This window comes from Paraburkholderia silvatlantica (assembly GCF_003096715.1).
In the GTDB taxonomy this organism is placed as follows: domain Bacteria; phylum Pseudomonadota; class Gammaproteobacteria; order Burkholderiales; family Burkholderiaceae; genus Paraburkholderia; species Paraburkholderia silvatlantica.
On record NZ_QEOL01000039.1, the window covers coordinates 1 to 13,544 of the forward strand.

The following is a 13,544-nucleotide window of genomic DNA, read 5'->3' on the forward strand; positions in this document are numbered from 1 at the left end:
GGGATATGCGTGCTCGCCAGACGCCCGAAGCCCGTATTGATGCCGTAGGCGGGCTCGCCCTTCGCCGTGATCTCGGCAACGGCGCGTGCGCCCGCGTCGATGGCGGCGAAGCTGGCCGGATCGAGCTCGAGCCGCACTGCCTCGCGCGCGATCTGGCGCAGTTGGGGCAGGGTCAGATGGCCGGGCGTAAGGCGGAGAGTCGGGAGCATGGTCGAATCCTGTCTATACAAGTCGCAAAAGTGGCCGAAGTCTAGCCTGGCGCGCCTGTCTATACAACTCCCCTTTGCGGCTCCTGTAGCCTGGGACTATCCACGAGAGCGCCGCAAGCGCCCGTCACGCGTCGAGTTGCAGCCTGCCCCCGATAAACGCGAGAAAGCATTGCACGCGCGCCGCGAGCGCCGCGCTGCGATAGTAGACGGCGTGGATCGGCTGGCGCGATTCGATCAACGCGTCGTCGAGCACGGTAACGAGGCGGCCCGCCTCGCGGTCGGCCGTGGTGAGGAAGTCGGAGAGGCACGCAATACCGCTACCGGCGAGCGCGAGCTGGCGTATCGTCTCGCCGCTCGACGCCGTAAGCGCGGGTGCGATCGTGTAGCCGGGCTCGCTTTCCTGGGTCTTTGCGGCCGCGCGCGTTGCGTCGCCGCCATCCGCACGCAGCGGCCAGCCATTGAGATGTGCGGGCGCCGTAAAGCCGATCAGCCGATGTTCGCGCAGGGCGCTCACGCTGCGCGGCGTGCCGTGCGCCGCGAGATAGCCGGGACTCGCGACAATGCGCAACCGGCTCGTGCCGAGCGAGCGCGCGTGCAGCGTGGAGTCCTGCAGCGTGCCGATGCGAATGGCGATATCCACGCGCTGCTCCAGCAAATCGACGATGCGCTCGTTGTTCGTGAGTTCGAGTTCGATCTCGGGGTAAGCGTCGGCGAACGCCGCGACGTGCGGCACGATGCAGTGAAGCATGAACGGCGTGGCCGCATCCACGCGCAACCGCCCGGAGGGACGCTCTCGGTGGCGCGTGACGGCCTCCTCGGCATCGGCCAGCGCCGCGAGAATGGCGCGGGCGCGATCGAGGAACAATTCGCCCTCTTCCGTGAGCTGCAGGCGCCGCGTGGTGCGCAGGATCAGCGCGACGCCGAGCTGCTTTTCGAGCCGCGTCAGCGCGCGGCTCACGCCCGAGACGGTCTGCTCGAGCTTCTCGGCCGCGGCGGTGATCGACCCCGCATCGATCACGGTGACGAATACGAGCAGTTCATCGGTCGACGTCTTCATCGTGGCTATTTTTGATCTGCAGTCAATATTCATTTGAGACTAACACGGTTTTTGCAAAACCCGGATACCCCGATACTGGCTGGCATCGCAATCCAGACAGGACCAGGAGTCATTCATGAAAGTCTTCGTGACAGGCGCAGGCGGATTTATCGGCGGCACGATCGCGGCGCATCTCGCGCGTGCAGGACATGAGGTGCGCGGCCTCATGCGCCGGCCCGGCCAGTTCGCCGACCTCGAAAAGCTCGGCATCACGCCCGTGCAGGGCGATCTCGACGACCGCGCGACGCTGATGGCCGAAGCGCGCGCCGCCGACGCCGTGATCAACGCGGCCAGCAGCGACCATCGCGGCGCAGTCGAAGCGCTCGTCGACGCGCTCGAAGGCTCCGGCAAGACGCTGCTGCATACGAGCGGCTCGAGCATCGTCGGCGACGCATCGGGCGGCGAAGCGACCGGGCGCATCTATTACGAAGACGCCCTGCCCGAGCCGACCGCCGACAAGGCGCCGCGCGTGGCCATCGACACTCTCGTGCTCGCGGCCGCGGCGCGCGGCGTGAAGAGCGCGGTGCTCTGCAACACGCTGATCTATGGCGTGGGCGCGGTGCCGGGAACCGCGAGCGTGCAGCTGCCGCGGCTCATCCGCCAGGCGCAGAAGAGCGGCGTGATGCGGCACGTCGGGCGCGGGCTGAACATCTGGTCGAACGTGCATGTCGACGACGTGGCCGAACTCTACCGCCTCGCGCTCGACAACACGCCAGCGGGCACGTTCTATTTCGTGGAGAGCGGCGAAGCGAACTTCCGCGACATGACCGGGGCGCTTGCCGAGGTGATGGGTCTGGGCGCACCACAGGACTGGCCGCTCGAAGCCGCGATCGAGGAATGGGGCTACGAGATGGCGTCGTACGGCCTCGGCTCGAACAGCCGCGTGCACGGCGAGCGCGCCCGCACGCTGCTCGGCTGGCAGCCGCAGCGCACCTCGGTCACGGACTGGATCCGTGCAGCCATGCCAGAAGTGCCGATCTCGCAAAAATAAGTGTTGCAGCGTACGTAATTGTTGCGTATCCGTAAGGTCGATCCGCTAGAATCCGGGCGGTTTGCACTACCCGCCGGCGCACGTCATGCGCCGGCTCCGATACGCCGATGCTCCTCGCGCTGAACTTCGACTGGCTGACCAATCTGCTCGCCATTCTGTTCGTCGTCGCGTGCCTTTACGACGCCCGCTACGACGAATATGGCACGCTGACGCTCGCCGCCGGCGCGATGGGACTCATCGTGATGGCGATCGAAGTGCTGCTGCGCCCCGCGTTCGACATGTCGCTATAGGGCGCTATTTCACCGCTTTTTTTACGATTCTTTCGCGGCCGGCGCAGCGTTCTTTCCTTGCGCGAGCAACTATCCACCCAACGCGCCTACGGTTTCTCGTGCGCACAGCACGACGACGGCGCGGGTGCCTCTTCGTAGCGATCGTGGTGGCGCATCCACTCGCGCATGTCCTTCTCTTCGTTGCGTCCCTTTGCGGTCAACTCCAGCATCGCGTACGTTCCGATCAGCATCTCAGCGCCGCGCGCGTACGCCGAATACGTGTGGTACACGTTGCCCGCTTCATCGCGATAAAACGCGCTGACGCCGGGCAGCTCGTCGCTCATGTAGTCCTGCTCGGCGTAGTTGTAGATCGCCTTGCCGCGCGCCTTGTCGGCCTCGCCGAACGACACGCGATAGTCGAAGTTGAAGTCGCTCCCATTCGACGACACCCACGGAAAACGCCAGCCCATGCGCTTTTTGAACGCCTCGATCTTCGCGAGCGGCGCGCGCGAAACGGCCACGTAAGTCACGTCGTGATGCTCCAGATGCGGCAGCATGCCGTCCACGTGGTCGGACAGGAACGAGCAGCCCGGGCAACCCTCTTCCCAATCCGGCCCGAGCATGAAGTGATAGATGATCAGCTGGCTGCGCGGCCCGAATAGCTCGGCAAGCGTGCGCGGGCCTTGCGCTGTCTCGAACGTATAGGTCTTGTCGACCCTCACCCAGGGCAGCGCCTGGCGCTTCGCCACCAGCGCGTCCCGTGCGTGCGTGAATGCGCGCTCTTCGGCGAGAAGCGCCTTGCGCGCCTCAAGCCATTCGGTCTGCGAAACGATCTTGTGCGATTCCATCTTCCGGTTCCTCCTTCCGCTCGAATGAGCGCCATTCAGTCGAACAGCGCCACCAGTTTGTCGATCGAACTCGTCCAGCCCTCGTTGTGCGAGTCGCGCGCCGCCTCGTCGAAAAAGCGTTCGTGCTTGAGCGTGAGGTCCGTGGCAGGCCCGTCGGCGCGCAGCGTCACCGTGACGAGCGACTCGCGCTCCGGCGTGCTGCGCCACGCCCACGTGAATACGAGCTTTTCGTCGGGCACGACTTCGAGATACGTGCCGCTCACGTCGTGGTCCTCGCCGTTCGCACCGCGCATGATCACGCGAAAACGGCCGCCCACGCGCACGTCCGCCTCGGCGTGCATGCAGGTCGTGTCGAGCGGCTGCATCCAGCGCATCAGTTGCGACGGCTGCGTCCACGCGGCGTAGACCTTCGCGGCCGTGGCGTTGAGGCGCCGCCGGATGGTGAGACTGGGAGCGTGCTGGTCGGCGCCGGGGCCGGGTTTGGGTCCAGCTGCGGGTTGGGCAGGCATGCGTCTTCCTCCATGAAAGCGGCGAGCCGGTCGAGCGACTCACTCCAGAAGCGTTGATAGCGCGCGAGCCACTGCATCGCGTCCTCCATCGGCCCCGCGGCGAGCCGGCACGCCACGGTGCGGCCGGTTTTCGCGCGCGTGACGAGGCCCGCCTGAGCGAGAACGTCCAGATGCTTCATGACCGCGGGCAATGACATCGCGAACGGCTGCGCGAGCGCGCTCACCGAGAGTTCGTCGTGCTGGGCGAGGCGTGCGAGCAACGCGCGCCGCGTGGGATCGGCGAGCGCCGCGAAGGTGCGGTCGAGGGTATCGTCTTCATACTTAACCATGTGGTTTAGCATAGGCGACGAGCCGGCGATGTCAAGGAATGGGTGAGTCATTCGCGAGCGGCGCCGCGCATGGAGGCGCCGCCGCCACTAGAATGGCGATTTCTGCGCGCCGCGCCCTGCTATTTCAGCCACGTCACACCATGCCGTCCAAAATCCGCAACTCGCTGCTCTGGATCTTCGACGCCTTCGAGCGCGAGCCCGGTTACCTCTGCAAGCCCATGTTCGGCTGCGACGCCGCGTATCTGGACGGCCTGCTGTGCCTCGTGGCCGCCGACCGCGACCCGCCGTTCAACGGCGTGCTGGTCTGCACGTCGCGTGAGAACCATGCGTCGCTCATCGACGCGATGCCGGCGTTGCACGCGCACCCCGTGCTCGGCAAATGGCTCTATGTGCCGCAAGCCGATGCGGCGTTCGAAGATACAGCCGCGCAGTTGAGCGCGCTCGTGCTCGCGCGCGACCCGCGCATCGGCGTGGAGCCCAAGCCACGCAAGCCGCGCAAATCGGGCAAGGGGCGCAACAGCGTGCTGCCGGAGTAACGCACCAGGGGCGCGCAAAAGCCACACGGCCCGCGCCTCCGTGAAGGGGCGCGGGCCGTGCAGCCGCCCGGACGGGCTGCCGTGGCCCGCCGGGCGAAAACCGGGTCCCGGGTTATCAGATGGCCCAGCCGCCCAGATAGAACGCGGCCAGCACGCCGGCGATCACCACCGTGCCCACGTTCAGCTGGCGGATCTCGCCGCTCACCACGCGGCCGATCACGAGCGTGCAGAAGCCCAGCATGATCCCCGTGACGATGTTCGCCGTGAGCACGATGAACACGGCGCACACGAGGCCCGACATGGCGTCGACCATATCGGCCATGTCGAGGCGGCTCACGCTCGACAGCATCATGAGGCCGACGTACATCAGCGCGGGCGCCGTCGCATACGAGGGCACGAGGCCCGCGAGCGGCGCGAAGAACATCACCGCGAGGAACAGCACGCCCACCGTGGCGGCGGCAAGGCCCGTCTTCGCGCCCGCTGCCACGCCTACCGTCGATTCGATATAGGCCGCCGCCGGCGCGCCGCCGAGAAAGCCCGAGAAGATCGAGCTGACCGAGTCGGCCGTGAGCGCCCGCCCGCCGTTGACGATGCGCCCGTCCGCGTCGAGCTGGCCCGCCTGACCCGCCACGGCGCGGATCGTTCCGGTGGCGTCGAACACGGCCGTCATCACGAGCGCCAGCACGCTCGGCAGCACGGCCAGCGAAAGCGCGCCCCTGATGTCCATCGCGCCGATCAGCGAAGCATGGCCCGGCGCCGAAAGCGAAGGCCACGCGAACACGCCATGGAAGCTCACGGCCGGATCGATGGCGAGACCGAGCGCCGAGATCGCGACAATCACGATCAGGATCGAGCCCGGCACGCGGCGGCGCACGAGGCCGAAGATCGCGGCGAGGCCGGCCACGGAAAGGATCACGGGCAGCGAGGCGATATGGCCGAGCGAGACCGGCAGGCCCGCGCCCGGATTCCTGACCACGAGGCCCACGTCGTTGGCGGCGATCAGCAGCAGAAAAAGGCCGATGCCGATGCCCGTCCCATGCGCGATGCCGTGCGGCAGGTTGCGCAGAATCCAGGAGCGCACGCCCGTCACCGAAATGCCCGTGAACACGAGGCCCATGAGGAACACCGCGCCGAGCGCCACTTCGGGCTTCAGGCCTTTGCCGAGCACGAGGCCGAAGGCGGTGAACGCCGTCAGCGAAATGGCGCAGCCGATGGCGATCGGCAGGCGCGCCCACAGGCCCATGAGCAGCGAGCCGAATGCCGTGGTCAGGCAGACGGCCACGAACACGGCGCTGGTGTCGAAGCCCGCCTTGCCGAGCATGCCCGGCACGACGAACACGGAATAAACCATCGCGAGGAAGGTCGTGACGCCCGCAATCGCCTCCTGACGCAGCGAGCTGCCGCGCGCGGCAACATCGAAATAACGGTCGATGAATCCCGAGGCCGGGCCCAATGCATCTGGGGACTCGACTTCGGCGGCGGTCGCACCGGCGAGCGGCTGCGCATGGGGTTCGATCATGGTGAGTGCCTCCTTTATCAGCATGCTGAAACGGTTCACGGCTCACCAGCCCGATCCGTCATCAGGTTCGTCTCGAATTGAATTAGTCGTGTCGACGCGTTGCCGGCGCCTTCTTCAACTTCCCGGCGCTCATCGTTTTGACATCTCTTTATGGATGGAGCGAAGGTTAGGCGAACACGATTTGTGCTCCCATCGCACGAGTCGCATTGCGTTCATGCCGCGATGCTTATATGCCCGTGCACAGAGCCCGGGGCGCGGGCCGTCCCCGCGTTTACACCTGGGCGCGAAGCGGGCCGTTTGCGCGGACCGGAGCCCGTTTCGTGTGGCGAACCGTCATCGTTCCGGCTTGCGCTGGCATCCTGCCGCCCGGCGCGGCGCTTGCGGCGCTTGCGGCGCTTGCGACGCTTGCGACGCTTGCGACGCCGAGGCCACGCCGGTCGCCCACGCCGGCCGCCCACGCCGCCATTAAGCAGATCGGCCCGGTGCGCGGGTTACACTCACGCATCCCGACCCGGTTTCCCCCGCCGCGCGCGTCGCGCCGGCTGCTCCAAGGAGTTTCAGTAGATGAGACGCGGCATCCTGCGTTCCGCACGTCCTGTTTTTCACTTTCCGTACGCCCTGACGCTGCTGATGCTGCTCGCGCTTTCGGGCTGCAGCCTGTTCCGGCCGGCCCCGCCGCCCGAGCCGGAAGCGCCCGTGGCCACGGAGCCCGAGCCGGCTGCGAGCGAGCCCGAAGCCGCGTCGGCGCCCGAGGTGGCGAGCGAGCCCGAGGCGGAGAGCACAGCGAAGCCGGCGCCGAAGAAGCCGCGGCCCGCGCCGGTACGCCGCCGCCGCCCGCCGCCGCCGCCGCCCGCGCCCGCAAGCGCCCCGCCGGCGCCGCCCCCCGCGCCCATCGTGCAGGTGCGCACGCTCGAGCGCGGCACCTTCCGCACGCTGCTCGACAGCGAAGTGCAAAAGACCGACGGCAAGGTCGTAGGCCGCGCCGTCGACATGGTCACAGGCCCCGGCGGCAAGCCCGTCGACGTCGTGGTGAACCTGCAGGGCTTCATGGGCGTCGGCGATCGCAAGGCCAACTTCCCGTGGAGCGGCGTGCGCGTGAATACCCAGCCGAAAACGCCCGCCATCACGCTCGCCCTACCGGCGAACCAGTTGCAGGTCCCCGACCGGCCCAAGGCCGGCGCCCCGCAGCCCGGCAACCCCGAGGCGAGCGCGACGCGCCTGCCCATGCTCGACGCTGACGTGGAACGCGCCAACGGCGCCAAGGTGGGCCGCGTGGTCGACGTGCTGCTCGACGGCAGCGCCGCCCCGCAGGCCGTCGTGCTCGACGTGAGCGGCACGCTCGAGAAACGCCACACGATCGCGGCCGACTGGTCGGCGCTGCGTTTCGTCACGAAGAACAATACGCTCGAAGCGCAGCTCGAAATGAGCGATCAGCAGGTGGATGCCTCGCCGCCCTACGCGCCCGACCAGCCGGTGCACGCGGTGACGCCCGCCGCCCCGCCGCCGGCCGCCCCGGCTGCGCAAGCTGCGCCCGCTGCCTCACCCGTCGCCTCGGCGGCCAACGCCCACGGTGCCAAATGACGGACGGCACCATGCAACAACCCAATCCAGACCAGCGCAGCGTGCGCGCGCTCGACTGGCTGAACTTCTTCGTGGCGAACGTGCAGACGGGCTTCGGGCCGTTCATTGCCTCGTATCTGGCATCGCACAAGTGGACCCAGGGCGAGATCGGTCTGGCGCTTTCGGTGGGCACGATCAGCGCGATGGTGAGCCAGGTGCCGGGCGGCGCGGCGGTGGACGCCCTGCGCAACAAGAAGGCGGCCGCCGCGTGGGCGATCATCGCGATCATCATCTCGGCCGTCCTGCTCGCCGCGAGCCCGACCGTCGTGGCGGTGATGGCCGCCGAGATCTTCCACGGCTTTGCCAGCTGCATGCTCGTGCCGGCCATGGCGGCGCTCGCGCTCGCGCTGGTGGGCCGCCAGAACCTCGGCGACCGGCTCGGCCGCAACGCGCGCTGGGCCTCGATCGGCAGCGCGGTGGCCGCCGGCCTGATGGGCTTGTGCGGCGAGTACTTCTCGCCGCGCTCCGTGTTCTGGCTGACGGCCGCGCTCGCGTTGCCCGCGCTCGTCGCGCTCGCGATGATCAAGTACGACCAGAACGCCGCTTACGCCAAACCCGCGGCCAGGCCCGGCAAGGCCGGCGCGGCAGCCGCCGGCGAACCTCGCGAAACGATCTTCGACCTGCTGCGCGACCGGCGCATGCTGACTTTCGCGGCCTGCGTGGTGCTGTTCCACCTGTCGAACGCCGCGATGCTCAACCTCGCCGCCGGCGAAGTGACGGCCGGCATGGGCGACAACGTTCAGCTCGTCATCGCGGCGTGCATCATCGTGCCTCAGGCCATCGTCGCGTTGATGTCCCCCTGGGTCGGCCGCACCGCGCAGGCCTGGGGGCGCCGCCCCGTGCTGATTCTCGGCTTTTGCGCGCTGCCGCTGCGGGCGCTGCTGTTCGCCGCCGTCGGCAACCCGTACTTCCTCGTGCCGGTGCAGATGCTCGACGGCCTTTCGGCCGCCGTGTTCGGCGTGATGCTGCCGCTCATCGCCGCCGACGTAGCGGGCGGCAAAGGCCGCTACAACCTCTGTATCGGGCTCTTCGGACTTTCGGCGGGGATCGGGGCGACGCTTTCGACGGCGCTTGCCGGCTTTATCGCCGATCACCTCGGCAATACGGTGAGCTTCCTCGCGCTCGCGAGCGCAGGCGCTGCCGCAGTGCTGATGGTCTGGCTGGCGATGCCCGAAACGCGCGACGCGCTCGAAGAGGAAAACGCCCGCGACGCCACCGTCTGAGGGGTGCGCCGCTGGAGCGGGCGCCGGTTGCGCCCGCGGCGGTGGACGATGGCGACCCGCCTTTCTCCCCCGCGAACGAACAACGGCGCCTCTCTGGGCGCCGTTGTTCCTTTACAGCTTCATGACATGGAAATGACGAGGTGTGACGAGCCGCGATAGCATACCCGCGCGGGCGACCGGTGCGCCCGGGGACGCCGCTCAGGCAGCCAGCGCTTCGTCCAGACGCGCCGCGACCACGGCGTTGGGAAGGTTGTCGAGCTTGCTCGCGAGGATCATCGCGTCGGCATTGGCCGGCCGATGACGGCGATTGGGGCTCGGCCGGAACACCGCGTCGCCGCGGCGGATCTTCTCGCCGGTCAGCGCGCAAACGGCGCTGCGGCGCGCCGTGCAGACGCGCCACAACTGGTCGGAGTAGCGGCCATAGGTGGCGTCGCTCCAGCAAACGGTGATGCTGTCCGGATCGTGCCGCCGGATCAAGGTGATGCCCTGCGCATCCCACGAGCGGACGCTGGCACGCCGCCGGTTGGCCGCCTCCGATGCGCCGCGTGTGATGGGTACCGGTTTGCAGCTCCTGCCGCCTTCGAATTCGCTGTCCAGACTTAACGGCTCGGAAGCCGCGGACAGAAGGTCAATGGTTTGTTGCCAAACGCTGCCGGTATCTAATTTCGTCATAATGCACCTCGTGCACGTGGAAACGATTCAAATATGCCGGTCGAATAAGCACTCTGCCACGTCCGGATTATAGCGTGTCCAACTCGCAATCCACAGGAAAAACGCAATTTTCACACGATAATGCCAAACGCAAAAAACCGGGGTGGCGGAGCTTTCAGTTCCGACTGCAAGTCTCCAATGTTGGTTTCTTTACATCCGTGAACTTTTTTGCCGATTTGACGATACTTAACAATCTCACTGCGGAAAAAATAACCGGTTTCAGGCGGGATGTCACTAGTCGCGCGACCTTTCCACATAACTGAATTGTTACAGCGCCCGCCGCGCCCTGCGCGCGCATAAAGGCTGGAACGCCCATCCATGGCCGGTCTCACGGTCTTTACCGGCCTCGCGACGGCTCCACTCTTACACGCGGGACGTGACCGATCAATGAAACGCAATGCACCTATTCGACAAGGGCTTCAGACATATCACATACTAAACGTCAGTCTATTGAACGCAAAATTCTCGCATGACGCTTGCATCTTCTACACGCATGAAATATCGAGACATTCCACTATTCGAAAAGGAATTAATGGATTCTGGATATTGCTTTAGACACTTTGCCGCGCGTCAATGCCTACATTGCGCAACTCGCGGGAGACCAATAGCACCCAAACGGTGATGTCACAAGCGCTGTCGTCCGCACCGAAAGTCAGCACGCTAATCCACCATTGAATCTGCGGATAAAGGCAAACGAATGAAGATATCGCGGGACGCGCGTCTTACGCGCCGCGGCCCTGATCGAGAAATGCTCCGGCGCGCACTTTGAGCATGGCACCGAAGTCGTCGAGCCAGCCAATGGAAAGCCGCCAGCTCTGCCAGTAGAGTTCGACGTCGAGCGCGCGGCCGGGCGTGAGCTCGACGAGTTCGCCGCGTGCGAGATGCGGCGCGATCATGCGCTCCGGACACATGCCCCAGCCCAGACCATTCAGGCAGCAGCGCAGAAACCCGGCCACATGGGGAATCCAGTGCAGCGGCGCGTCGATCTGCGCGCGCGTGATACGGCGAATGAAGCGCTTTTGCAGCTGATCCTTGGGATTGAACTCGACGCACGGCGCGTGGCGCAGCGTGTCGCGCGTCACCCCCTGCGCAAAATACCGCTCGAAGAACGCAGGCGAGCACACCGCGAGGTAACGCATGCGCCCGAGGCGGGTCGAGCGGCAGCCCTGCACGGGTTCGGCCTGCGTCGTGACGGCGCCCTGCACGCTGCCGTCGCGCATGCGTTGCGCGGTGTGATCCTGGTCGTCGATCACGAGGTCGAGCAGAATGCCGCGCTCGACACAGAAGGCCGCCACGGCGTCGATGAACCAGGTGCCCACGCTGTCGTCGTTGACGGCCACGCGCAGCGTCGGCCGCGCCGCCCCCAGCGCGCTCGTGAAGGTCGGCATCGCCCCGCCCAGCTCCGCCTCGAGCAACTGCACGCGCTCCGTGTGACGGCACAGCAGCGCGCCGGAAGACGTCGCGACGCAAGGCTGGCCGCGCTTCACGAGCACCGTGCCCACGCGCTCCTCCAGCAGCTTCACACGCTGCGATACCGCCGACGGCGTGACGTTGAGCGCGCCCGCGGCGCGATCGAACGAACCATGCCGCACGACGGCGGCAAGCGCATCGAGCAAGGCATAGTCGAGCATTAGCGTTCCTTAATCCAGTTAATGAAAATGAGCTTTGCTTATGTGGCTCCTGGCGGCAGACTAGCGCCATTGCCTGCCGATGTCCAATGACCGCAGGCGCCGCGCTCCGCGTCGCCCGCGGCTCTTACCTTGTCCGCAACCGTCATGAACTGGCTCGCTTTCACTCACGGCGCGGCGCTCTGCGCCTCGCTCATCGTCACGATCGGCGCACAAAATGCGTTCGTGCTGCGTCAGGGGATTCTGCGCTCGCACGTCGGCAAGATCGTCCTGCTCTGCGCACTGTCCGACTTCGTGCTGATCGGCACGGGGGTGGGCGGCGCCTCGGCGCTCGTCGAGCGCTATCCGGCTTTCGTGCACATCGTGCTCTACGTGGGGCTCGCATGGCTCGTATGGTTCGGCATCGGCGCGCTGCGCCGTGCAGTGCGCCCGTCGCACGCGGTGCTTCAGAGCCATGCCCAGGCGGATGCGCCCGAGCAGCGCGCCTGGCCGATCATCCTCATGACGCTCGCGTTCACCTGGCTCAATCCGCACGTGTATCTCGACACCTTCCTGCTGATCGGCACGGCCGGCGCGAGAGAACCGCAAGGCAGCCGCCTCGCCTTCGCGATCGGCGCGATGTCGGTGAGCGCGGTGTGGTTCGTCGCGCTCGGCTACGGCGCGCGCTCTCTCGCACCGCTGTTCCGGAGGGCGGGTGCGTGGCGCGTGCTCGACGGCGCCATCGGCGGCATGGTGCTGTTGATCGCCTTCGCGCAATTGCGCTGAAGTCCGCGAACCGTGCCTGCCAGCCCGTGATGGGCACCGGCGGGCGCGCGGCCGCGAGCTTGAGCGAACGATCGACGAGCGTTTCGACGAGATCAACCGGATATTGAAGCTGCGTCCGGCGTTCATCTGCGACATCCAAACGATAGCTAACGATTCGATGGAGCGCCGCGCTCGTCGCGCGTCGCGCCGGTTCGAAGTAAGCTCTTGCGACGACTGCATTCTCTTGTGCATCCCGGCGACCGTGAACGCATCGCGTGTGTCGCCAACAGCAAAAGAACAGCGAGATGGACGACCTGATACTCGACGCCTTCGATGCGTCGCAATTCATTCCCGGCTTCAACGCGCCTGCGTTGCCCGTCGAGCGCCCGGACCGCGAGACGCTCGACGCCGCCGAGCGCAACGCGCGCCACTGGACGAGCCGTGCCACCGGAGCGCTCACGCCCGGCTCCGACGTTCACCGCGACGAAATGTGCCGCATGTTCCGCGAGACCTTCAATCCGTACCGGCCCTCGGTACTCGACTGGCCGCAACTCGAACCCGCGGCGCTCGAGCGCATCACCGCCCTGCCCATCTGGGACATTGCCGTGCAGACGGAAGGCCGCGCGCGCCTGCGCATGGCCGCCTACGCCGCCTCGCTCGACGACGCCGTGATGCGCGATGCGCTCGCACTCAATGCGTGGGAGGAGAACCGCCACAAGGAAGTGCTCTCGCGCATGGTGGCGGCGTACGGCATCAAGCTCGCGAGCGAGCCGCCCTACGTGTACCCCAAGGACACCGAATGGGCCTACCTCGTGACGGGCTACAGCGAATGCGTGGACAGCTTCTTCGCGTTCGGCCTCTTCGAGGTGGCGCATCGCTCGGGCCTCTTTCCGCCCGAACTCATCGACACGTTCGAGCCCGTCATGCAGGAAGAATGCCGCCACATCCTGCTGTTCGCGAACTGGGTGGCCTGGCACCGCGCCCGGCTCAACGGGTGGCGGCGCATCCGCTTCGAGCTGAAGGTGGCCGGCGTCTGGGCCTTTCTGGTGTGGGAACGCATCGGCCTCGCGCGTGCCATGGATGCCGAGGGCAACGAACACAGGCACGACAACAACTTCACGATGAACGGCGCGCAACAGGTGACGGACGTGGACATCAGCGTGCCGGAACTCATGCGCCTGTGTCTCGCCGAAAACGAACGGCGCTTTTCGGGCTACGACAAGCGTCTGCTGCGTCCCGAAACCATGCCGCGGCTCGTGCGCTTCGCACTGCGCTTCGTGCGCGACAGGAAGAACTGACGCTCCCCTCCCAC

16 protein-coding genes are annotated in these 13,544 nt (G+C 66.6%); 7 read left to right on the forward strand and 9 right to left on the reverse strand.

The features are described 5' to 3' along the window. On the reverse strand, nt 1–209 hold a 209-nt coding region (locus C7411_RS34405; RefSeq protein ID WP_165822957.1), incomplete at its 3' end, for an aromatic amino acid lyase. A gap of 124 nt (nt 210–333) precedes the next feature. Beyond that, the gene (locus C7411_RS34410; protein ID WP_110388604.1) at nt 334–1,266 is read right to left on the reverse strand and encodes a LysR family transcriptional regulator; all 933 of its coding nucleotides are present in this window, start codon (nt 1,264–1,266) and stop codon (nt 334–336) included. A 115-nt stretch (nt 1,267–1,381) separates the two neighbouring features. On the opposite strand from C7411_RS34410, the gene C7411_RS34415 reads away from it, so the two are divergent. Both C7411_RS34415 and C7411_RS34420 read left to right on the forward strand, forming a co-directional pair. Continuing rightward, nucleotides 1,382–2,296, forward strand: coding sequence for an NAD-dependent epimerase/dehydratase family protein (locus C7411_RS34415; protein ID WP_110388605.1), 915 nt, complete (start codon nt 1,382–1,384; stop codon nt 2,294–2,296). A gap of 107 nt (nt 2,297–2,403) precedes the next feature. After that, a complete protein-coding gene (locus C7411_RS34420; protein WP_110388606.1) occupies nt 2,404–2,586 on the forward strand; it encodes a hypothetical protein in 183 nt (60 codons plus the stop codon). Between the two features lie 86 nt (nt 2,587–2,672). Here the strand turns inward: C7411_RS34420 and C7411_RS34425 are convergent, their stop codons facing one another. The 3 genes from C7411_RS34425 to C7411_RS34435 are packed head-to-tail and all read right to left on the reverse strand — an operon-like array spanning nt 2,673 to nt 4,251. Continuing rightward, nucleotides 2,673–3,413, reverse strand: a complete 741-nt coding sequence (locus C7411_RS34425) for a DUF899 domain-containing protein (RefSeq protein ID WP_110388607.1) — start codon at nt 3,411–3,413, stop codon at nt 2,673–2,675. 35 nt (nt 3,414–3,448) lie between these two features. Beyond that, a complete protein-coding gene (locus C7411_RS34430) occupies nt 3,449–3,853 on the reverse strand; it encodes an SRPBCC family protein (protein ID WP_110388646.1) in 405 nt (134 codons plus the stop codon). Continuing rightward, a complete protein-coding gene (locus tag C7411_RS34435; protein WP_110388608.1) occupies nt 3,787–4,251 on the reverse strand; it encodes an ArsR/SmtB family transcription factor in 465 nt (154 codons plus the stop codon). Before C7411_RS34435 ends, C7411_RS34430 begins: the two co-directional genes overlap by 67 nt. 140 nt (nt 4,252–4,391) lie before the next feature. On the opposite strand from C7411_RS34435, the gene C7411_RS34440 reads away from it, so the two are divergent. Beyond that, entirely contained in the window at nt 4,392–4,787 is a 396-nt protein-coding gene (locus tag C7411_RS34440; RefSeq protein WP_110388647.1) for a hypothetical protein, read from the forward strand. Nucleotides 4,788–4,902: 115 nt separating this feature from the next. Here C7411_RS34440 and C7411_RS34445 read toward each other — a convergent pair whose 3' ends face one another. Continuing rightward, nucleotides 4,903–6,306, reverse strand: a complete 1,404-nt coding sequence (locus C7411_RS34445) for an NCS2 family permease (protein WP_110388609.1) — start codon at nt 6,304–6,306, stop codon at nt 4,903–4,905. 564 nt (nt 6,307–6,870) lie between these two features. Here C7411_RS34445 and C7411_RS34455 point away from each other — a divergent pair. Both C7411_RS34455 and C7411_RS34460 read left to right on the forward strand, forming a co-directional pair. Then, nucleotides 6,871–7,887: a PRC-barrel domain-containing protein gene (locus tag C7411_RS34455; RefSeq protein WP_243413443.1), complete on the forward strand. Its 1,017-nt coding sequence runs from the start codon at nt 6,871–6,873 to the stop codon at nt 7,885–7,887. A gap of 11 nt (nt 7,888–7,898) precedes the next feature. Next, on the forward strand, nt 7,899–9,149 hold the full coding sequence (locus C7411_RS34460; protein ID WP_110388648.1) for an MFS transporter: 1,251 nt from the start codon (nt 7,899–7,901) through the stop codon (nt 9,147–9,149). Nucleotides 9,150–9,347: 198 nt separating this feature from the next. Here the strand turns inward: C7411_RS34460 and C7411_RS34465 are convergent, their stop codons facing one another. The 3 genes from C7411_RS34465 to C7411_RS34470 form a co-directional block, all read right to left on the reverse strand. Further along, on the reverse strand, nt 9,348–9,821 hold the full coding sequence (locus C7411_RS34465; RefSeq protein ID WP_110388611.1) for a DUF3331 domain-containing protein: 474 nt from the start codon (nt 9,819–9,821) through the stop codon (nt 9,348–9,350). Between the two features lie 110 nt (nt 9,822–9,931). Then, nucleotides 9,932–10,180: a hypothetical protein gene (locus C7411_RS37225; RefSeq protein ID WP_133253751.1), complete on the reverse strand. Its 249-nt coding sequence runs from the start codon at nt 10,178–10,180 to the stop codon at nt 9,932–9,934. A gap of 402 nt (nt 10,181–10,582) precedes the next feature. Beyond that, complete coding sequence (locus C7411_RS34470; RefSeq protein ID WP_110388612.1) at nt 10,583–11,491, reverse strand: LysR family transcriptional regulator ArgP; 909 nt, start codon at nt 11,489–11,491, stop codon at nt 10,583–10,585. Nucleotides 11,492–11,635: 144 nt separating this feature from the next. Here C7411_RS34470 and C7411_RS34475 point away from each other — a divergent pair, with 144 nt between their 5' ends. Beyond that, on the forward strand, nt 11,636–12,253 hold the full coding sequence (locus C7411_RS34475) for a LysE/ArgO family amino acid transporter (RefSeq protein ID WP_110388613.1): 618 nt from the start codon (nt 11,636–11,638) through the stop codon (nt 12,251–12,253). Nucleotides 12,254–12,537: 284 nt separating this feature from the next. Continuing rightward, nucleotides 12,538–13,530, forward strand: a complete 993-nt coding sequence (locus tag C7411_RS34480) for a ferritin-like domain-containing protein (RefSeq protein WP_110388614.1) — start codon at nt 12,538–12,540, stop codon at nt 13,528–13,530. The last annotated feature ends 14 nt before the right edge of the window (nt 13,531–13,544 follow it).

Excerpts from the sequence above, each read along its gene's own strand:
- C7411_RS34410 (WP_110388604.1), bottom strand. The coding sequence starts at position 1,266 with ATGAAGACGTCGACCGATGAACTGCTCGTATTCGTCACCGTGATCGAT.
- C7411_RS34415 (WP_110388605.1), top strand. The coding sequence starts at position 1,382 with ATGAAAGTCTTCGTGACAGGCGCAGGCGGATTTATCGGCGGCACGATC.
- C7411_RS34420 (WP_110388606.1), top strand. The coding sequence starts at position 2,404 with ATGCTCCTCGCGCTGAACTTCGACTGGCTGACCAATCTGCTCGCCATT.
- C7411_RS34425 (WP_110388607.1), bottom strand. The coding sequence starts at position 3,413 with ATGGAATCGCACAAGATCGTTTCGCAGACCGAATGGCTTGAGGCGCGC.
- C7411_RS34435 (WP_110388608.1), bottom strand. The coding sequence starts at position 4,251 with ATGGTTAAGTATGAAGACGATACCCTCGACCGCACCTTCGCGGCGCTC.
- C7411_RS34440 (WP_110388647.1), top strand. The coding sequence starts at position 4,392 with ATGCCGTCCAAAATCCGCAACTCGCTGCTCTGGATCTTCGACGCCTTC.
- C7411_RS34445 (WP_110388609.1), bottom strand. The coding sequence starts at position 6,306 with ATGATCGAACCCCATGCGCAGCCGCTCGCCGGTGCGACCGCCGCCGAA.
- C7411_RS34455 (WP_243413443.1), top strand. The coding sequence starts at position 6,871 with ATGAGACGCGGCATCCTGCGTTCCGCACGTCCTGTTTTTCACTTTCCG.
- C7411_RS34460 (WP_110388648.1), top strand. The coding sequence starts at position 7,899 with ATGCAACAACCCAATCCAGACCAGCGCAGCGTGCGCGCGCTCGACTGG.
- C7411_RS34465 (WP_110388611.1), bottom strand. The coding sequence starts at position 9,821 with ATGACGAAATTAGATACCGGCAGCGTTTGGCAACAAACCATTGACCTT.
- C7411_RS37225 (WP_133253751.1), bottom strand. The coding sequence starts at position 10,180 with ATGGATGGGCGTTCCAGCCTTTATGCGCGCGCAGGGCGCGGCGGGCGC.
- C7411_RS34470 (WP_110388612.1), bottom strand. The coding sequence starts at position 11,491 with ATGCTCGACTATGCCTTGCTCGATGCGCTTGCCGCCGTCGTGCGGCAT.
- C7411_RS34475 (WP_110388613.1), top strand. The coding sequence starts at position 11,636 with ATGAACTGGCTCGCTTTCACTCACGGCGCGGCGCTCTGCGCCTCGCTC.
- C7411_RS34480 (WP_110388614.1), top strand. The coding sequence starts at position 12,538 with ATGGACGACCTGATACTCGACGCCTTCGATGCGTCGCAATTCATTCCC.